Source organism: Snodgrassella sp. W8135 (assembly GCF_016101225.1).
GTDB classification, from domain to species: domain Bacteria; phylum Pseudomonadota; class Gammaproteobacteria; order Burkholderiales; family Neisseriaceae; genus Snodgrassella; species Snodgrassella alvi.
Genome location: NZ_JACFQX010000003.1, coordinates 245151 through 251738 on the forward strand (window position 1 = coordinate 245151; position 6588 = coordinate 251738).

General features: G+C 35.1%; 6 protein-coding genes and 1 pseudogene. 1 reads left to right on the forward strand and 6 read right to left on the reverse strand.

Going from position 1 to position 6588, the window contains the following annotated elements:
* Positions 1-142: 142 nt before the first annotated feature.
* A complete protein-coding gene (locus tag H3T75_RS08455) occupies positions 143-721 on the reverse strand; it encodes an RDD family protein (RefSeq protein WP_084550530.1) in 579 nt (192 codons plus the stop codon).
* Positions 722-1040: 319 nt separating this feature from the next.
* Here H3T75_RS08455 and H3T75_RS08460 point away from each other — a divergent pair, with 319 nt between their 5' ends.
* Complete coding sequence (locus H3T75_RS08460; RefSeq protein ID WP_084549870.1) at positions 1041-1343, forward strand: hypothetical protein; 303 nt, start codon at positions 1041-1043, stop codon at positions 1341-1343.
* Positions 1344-1683: 340 nt separating this feature from the next.
* Here H3T75_RS08460 and H3T75_RS08465 read toward each other — a convergent pair whose 3' ends face one another.
* From H3T75_RS08465 to ribBA, 5 genes and pseudogenes are all read right to left on the reverse strand, one after another.
* A complete protein-coding gene (locus H3T75_RS08465) occupies positions 1684-2442 on the reverse strand; it encodes an RDD family protein (protein ID WP_100125295.1) in 759 nt (252 codons plus the stop codon).
* Between the two features lie 235 nt (positions 2443-2677).
* Positions 2678-3094 carry a transcription antitermination factor NusB gene (gene nusB, locus H3T75_RS08470; RefSeq protein WP_025330374.1) on the reverse strand — a complete coding sequence of 139 codons (417 nt, stop codon included), beginning with the start codon at positions 3092-3094 and terminating at the stop codon, positions 2678-2680.
* Between the two features lie 34 nt (positions 3095-3128).
* Positions 3129-3581, reverse strand: a complete 453-nt coding sequence (gene ribH, locus H3T75_RS08475; protein WP_038648753.1) for a 6,7-dimethyl-8-ribityllumazine synthase — start codon at positions 3579-3581, stop codon at positions 3129-3131.
* Positions 3582-3714: 133 nt separating this feature from the next.
* Positions 3715-4611: a DMT family transporter gene (locus H3T75_RS08480; RefSeq protein ID WP_084547407.1), complete on the reverse strand. Its 897-nt coding sequence runs from the start codon at positions 4609-4611 to the stop codon at positions 3715-3717.
* A 152-nt stretch (positions 4612-4763) separates the two neighbouring features.
* Positions 4764-5846, reverse strand: a pseudogene (gene ribBA, locus H3T75_RS08485) (bifunctional 3,4-dihydroxy-2-butanone-4-phosphate synthase/GTP cyclohydrolase II); the annotation flags it as partial.
* Positions 5847-6588 lie beyond the last annotated feature (742 nt).

The following is a 6588-nucleotide window of genomic DNA, read 5'->3' on the forward strand; positions in this document are numbered from 1 at the left end:
CCAGCATGGTACGCAGGCAGTTGATGTTTGTAAACTTAGAACTGAGTTGATTATATAATTTTAACAAGTTAATTTCAGACTACACAGAAATTAATATTGCTGAAACGACATATCAGTATGTAATATTCTTAAGTATATAAAATTATTTTTTTATGACAATTGTTTTGGCCAAATAATCTTGGAGAGTACGACGATTGGCCTCTGTTCTGAACAGCATAAAAAAACAAATAAATGTAATTAAATAGTTAAATATTTTCTCAGTAGATTCAGGATTAAGGTTAAAAATTTCAATCAATAAGTATGAAAAAATAATGATAATTGTTTGAAACAAAATTTCACGAATTAATACAGTACCGACAAATCCCGGATTGCGTCCGTCAAGGTTAATAACTTTAATTTTCATAATGCGCTTACCAAATGACTGACCAGTTTTACTCATCATAATCCATTGTGCTGTGATAAATGGTATTGAAGGTATTAAAATACATATGATCAAAGCTAGGTAATCTAGGTAATTTATTTGCATAGATACTGACTGGGAACCCTCATGAAATACATATAGCAGTGCAGCCAAAAATATACATAGAGAATATAAAACAGCGTTAATTATATACGCAGCGCTCCTTTCCCATGGACTGGCAAGTTCAACTTCTATTTCCGAATCATGAAAATCATCATAATCATAATTATTCTTTGAAAAATTCTTCTGAGTATTGGGCATAGTGTATTTCCTTAAAATTTGTTAAAAAAGTATTAAAGAAATGTATTGTTGCTCAAACATTAGTCGTAAGTACTTTTATAAAAACAAATTTAAATAATATTAAATTATAAATAGGTTAAATGTAGTAAATTATTTTATTTTGTTCCCTGTCAATCGTCAATCATTTGTTTTCAATATTTATTTTTCTATTTGTCATGAAAAAATATTCAATTAGTGAATTTTTAGCAAATTTTTTAATAATATATAAATATTTTATTTATTATTTTAAAATATTCAATTTATATCAATATCAAATAAAATGAATTAATTTGAGGTTAGCTTGAGTAAGATACAGGATTTTACAAAAATACAAGGTTTGAATGAAAAAGATGATATTTCTACACAAGATTATCTTGTTGCAACTTCATTACAACACGTGATAGCAGGTATGATCAATATACAATTATTTCTCGCTCCTGCAATTGTCATGTATATTATTTTATATATTCGTCCTTATTCTAATATTTTTTTCTATATTACTTTTGTTTGTATTATATTTTTAATAATTTTTCCAGCCTGGGAGAGTTACCGGATGCGGACACAGTGGCAGTTTATAGGTAAAAAGATAATGGGTTCAGGGTAATACGCCTTAATAATAGGTCGTCTGATTTTTGGATTAATGTGATAAAAAGGGAGATCATTTATTATTTATATATATTTTTTCTTGTAATAACTATTTTTTATTTACCAGGTCTGCATAATGAGGGTTTTTGGACCTTTTTCTTAGTGACGTTACTTAAGCTATGGTCATCAATAACGACACTTCCGTTATTATTTATCATTCTTTTGGTAAATATATTCAATTTGACGTGTCTATATCGCTTATTTCAGAATAGCTTTATAAAAAAATATATTAATATTATTTGAATAGTTTTAAATTTAGTCAGCCTCAAGAAATTTTAATTTTTCCCGAGGCTTCTTAGTTATTTAATTTTTACAACGATTGTATTAGCCAAAAAGTCTTGCAGTGTACGATAATTTGATTTTCTTATAAATAACATAATTATACAAATAAAAAGAAATAGAGTTGAAAATTCAGTGAATATACTTAAAATCCTATATAAATAATCTAAAAATTTATCAATAAAATTCAGATAAATACCAACATTTTTAGCAGATTCCATTTCACTGAAATATACATATATTCCTACTAATTTAAACAAAAGGATAAGAGTTATGAATGTATAAAAAATTTCACGGACTAATACTGCATTGAAAAAGCCAGCTTTCTCACCATTCTTTTTAATAACTTTGATTTTCATTAATCGCTTACCAACAGATTGGCCTGTTAGACTCATTTGTATAAATTGAAATACAACATAAATGAGTAAAGGTAATATGATATATAAGAATATTCGTAATGGTTGATGTACACCTCCCTCAAAATTATCATCCATAAATAAGAATGAAAAAATAGATCTTATTGGCTTATCAGTTTCATAATCTGCAAAAATCCATAATTCAAAAGGATTTATAATATTTTGTGAATAATTTGATTCATAATCAGTTTGAAAATTATAAACATGTAAAGAAATGTAAAATATAAAATAATATATTACATAATTAATCAGATATGCTGTAACTCTTTTCCATGGCGGAGCCAGTTCAACCAGGCCGCCTTTTTCTGTCATTAAGAAATTATGTTTATCATTTAATGCTGAAGATTGTTGAGTACGGGACATAAATCTATAAATCTCTTAGTGTGAAATCAAATTCAATATGCTTATAAATCAGAAATATTTTAAGTTAATTTTTATAAAAAATAATATTATATATTTACATAATATTATCTGGTAATAATATCAGGATTTATTTATATTTCATTAGATTTATTTGGTAAATATGGTTTTTTATAAATAAAAACAGATATTTTTAAATAAAATATCTGTTTTATGATATAGCTAATCCGTTTTTATATCATGCAGGTGTTCTCAACTCAGCTGAGAGTTTATCCAGAATACCATTAATGAATTTATAGCCATCGGTACCACCAAAGGTTTTAGTAATTTCGATAGCTTCATTGATAATTACCGGATGGGGTGTTTCCGGCATGGCAGAAAGTTCATGGCAGGCCATCAGCAGTACAGCCCGTTCAACTGGATTAAGCTCATCTTCGTGGCGGTCCAGCAGAGGACGGATCCGTTTCATGTAATCACGCTGATTGTTATAGGCACCAAAAAATATCTGGGTAAACAATTCTTCATCAGCTTTGGCGAAATATTCATTATCACGAATATTCTGCGCAATAATAGCAGCTGATTCTTCGTTATTCAGTTGTGCCTGATATAAAGCCTGAACAGCAAACTGACGGGCACGACGACGTGGTGTAATCATTGACATGTATACAATGTCCTTGTTTAATAAATAATCAATATTGAATTTTAAGCAGATTGGCCATTTCTACTGCAACTATAGCCGCTTCACTGCCTTTATTGTGCATACGCGCCAGTGCCTGAGCATCGTTCTCGGTAGTCAGTATGGCATTGGCAATGGGTATATTGTGATCCAGACTAACTCGGGATACACCTGCGGCAGCTTCGTTGGACACCAGCTCAAAATGATAAGTCTCACCGCGGATAACCACTCCGATGGCCACCAAAGCATCAAATTTGCCGCTACCAGCCATGCTTTTCAATACCAGAGGTACTTCTAAAGCACCCGGCACAGTAGCCAAAGTTATATCGCTGTCTTTAACCCCCAGTTTAACCAAGCGGCTGCAACAGGCTTTGACCAGCTCTGCTCCGATAGGATTAGTAAAGCGTGCCTGTACAATGCCTATACGCAGGCCAGAGCCGTTATGTTCCGGGGTGATGGTATTCATTCAGTTTCCTTTTTTCATCTGTTACGCCTCAAGCACCATTGCATTGTCCGGAATAAAATACTTACATCACAGACATACAAGTATTTATGCTTAGCATTCTGATTTTACCGAATTTGCCAATAGGGTGGAATGTTTAAACCGTTTTTTTCTGTTTGTGTCTAGGCTTAAGTGAGCCCAGATAAATGGCCAGTAAGGTCAGTGCAGTACCAGTCCATTGCACAGTATTTATCGGTTTATTCAGCAAGAAAAAATCGATCAGAATCGCAGCAACAGGTTCACTTAATAGTAATAAACCGGTTAAAGTCAGTGACAGCAAAGGTACGGCATAAGCAATTAACCCCCAGGCAAAACACTGCATGACCACACCGTAAATCATGATCAGCAGAATATCTTTTGTGTTAGTAGGCCAGAAATGGCTTGAGTCAATGAGGATACTTGGCACAATTAATGCACCGACTGCTCCGACACTGACCAGCAGCATTAGCGGAAATAATGCAACCGGCTCTGCCAGATGTGCCTGACGAATACATGCCATGGAGGCAGCCATTGCTGCACCGGAAATCAGACCGATAAAAATACCATAACCACCATGTGAATTGTGTCTGAGTTCAGGGTGGGCGATCAGTAAAATGCCGATTACAGACAATATCATGCTGAATAGTTGTAATTTGCTCTGTCGTTCACCGAAGAAAAACCAGGCAATTGCCGCCAGAAAAAAAATCTGCATACTGTTGAGCAGAGTAGAAATTCCCGGGCCTACTGCATGAATGCTTTCATGCCAGAATGCCAGATCAAAACCTAAAAATACACCTGATAGCATACAAAACCGTTTTGCTTTATTGCTTTCAGGCAGTTTCTGACCAAAATAGCGACTTAAAATCAGAAAAACAATACCACCAATGAATACACGCCATAATGCAATGGCATAAGAACCAATAGATACAAATTTAACAATCAGGCTGCCGAGTCCGAAAACAACGCAGCCGAAAGTTAAACCGGAAGCAGCCCATTTTTGCGGGGTCAGTTGCATTAGATACCATCCTTAAATAACAGCCATTACAATAGGCTGTCGGAAAATACCCGATGCCGGTGTTCCATGGCAACAGATAATTCAGACAGCCTGAGGTGGGGTATTGTATTTAATTGTGTTACTAAAATATATACTTGTTTAGTAAAGAATTATTATCGGGATGGTTCTTCAAACCCGGTAACTTCCAAACCAAATCCATTCAGACCGGTAAAGGCAGAAGGCTTACCCATTACCCGCATACGTTTGACTTTTAAACCAGCCAGTATCTGAGCACCGATACCATAAGTTTTACTATCCCACTGTCTGGTCTGATGAGTGCCTTTGGGTAAGGTGCGGTCTAATAAAGTGGCTCCGGTTTCAGTACGGTGCATCAGTATTATTATACCGGCATCAGCTTGCTGTATACGTGCCATAGCTTCAGGTAGTGGCCATGTATGCAACTGATCCGGTTGCAGAAAATCCATGGCACTAAATGGTTCATGTACTCTTACCAGTACTTCACCGGCAGTTTCCGGATCGCCTTTAACCAGTGCCAGATGGGTTTCACCGGATAATTGATCAACATATACATGCTGAGTAAAATCTCCCCATGTTGTATGGATAGTATTTACTCCCAGTTCTTCTATCAGACTTTCGTGACGGCTGCGATATTCAATCAAATCAGCAATAGTGCCAATTTTAATATCATGTTTTTCAGCAAAAACCATTAGCTCCGGCATACGGGCCATAGTGCCGTCGTCATTAATGATTTCACAGATAACGGCTGCCGGAATCAGGCCGGCCAGTTTGGCTAAATCAACGCTTGCCTCAGTGTGTCCGGTACGAACCAGAACGCCGCCTTTTTGTGCACGTAATGGAAAAATATGACCCGGCTGGACAATATCTTCTGCTTTGGCTGTAGGGGAAACTGCTGCCTGTACAGTATGGGCACGGTCTGCTGCGGAAATACCGGTAGTAATACCATGTGCTGCTTCTATGGAAACCGTAAAATTAGTACCATACTGAGCGCCGTTATTCTGTGTCATCAGTGGTAAGCGGAGGCGATCTACTATTTCTTCTTCCAGAGGCAGGCAAACCAGACCCCGGGCATATTTAATCATGAAATTGATGGCTTCAGGTGTGACAAACTGTGCAGCCATGATTAAATCACCTTCGTTTTCACGGTTTTCTGCATCAGTAATAATAACCATTTTACCGGCTTTTATGTCGGCAATAATTTCAGGAATGGTGGCAATACTCATGATAGTAAACAACGCTCCCTTAATAAAATAAGAGTTATTTTACTCTGGATTACCGGGGCTGGTGCGCTTTTATCTTAGCGTTATTCGAATGCTGGCTACGAAATTACCGGAATAAAAAAATTAAAATAAACAGATTAAGCTGCAATATCATTAATCGGGCAGGAAATTATATAAATAATAATGTTTTTTTTACTCAAGTTACAGAATAGGCAATGAGATAATAAAATTTTACCGGCAGGCATTATTGATGAATAAAACATGAGTCAGTCGATTTCTTCGGTTATTCAGGTACTGGCAAGCTGAATTTTTGAACAAGGTAAAGTTCAGTCAGTTAGCGAATTTTTTCACAAAACTTGCCAACTAACCAACAAAGATTATTCTGACAGTCATAAGATTGTACAATCTGCTATAAAACAGATTCATAAATTAATTCTGCATGTTCAGATTAAAGTAGAAATTTTTTTGAAAGTAACGATAGAATGGTATTGGTAAATAATATTACGCGGTATACAAAAAGGTTTATAAAGGTTTCTGCTTCTGATTGCGTAAGGTATATAGCGAAACATAGCAGTAAGCCGTTTTGAAAACAGATTGAATGTAGAAGGGTGGATAAATACAAACTTGGCGGAACAGCTTTTATTATCGAGATAATGTAAATACCCCATTGTTAGCACACAAACCAAGTAGAAAATCATGCTATTTGTTTCATGTTTCTATATTCAATTGGTGTCATATT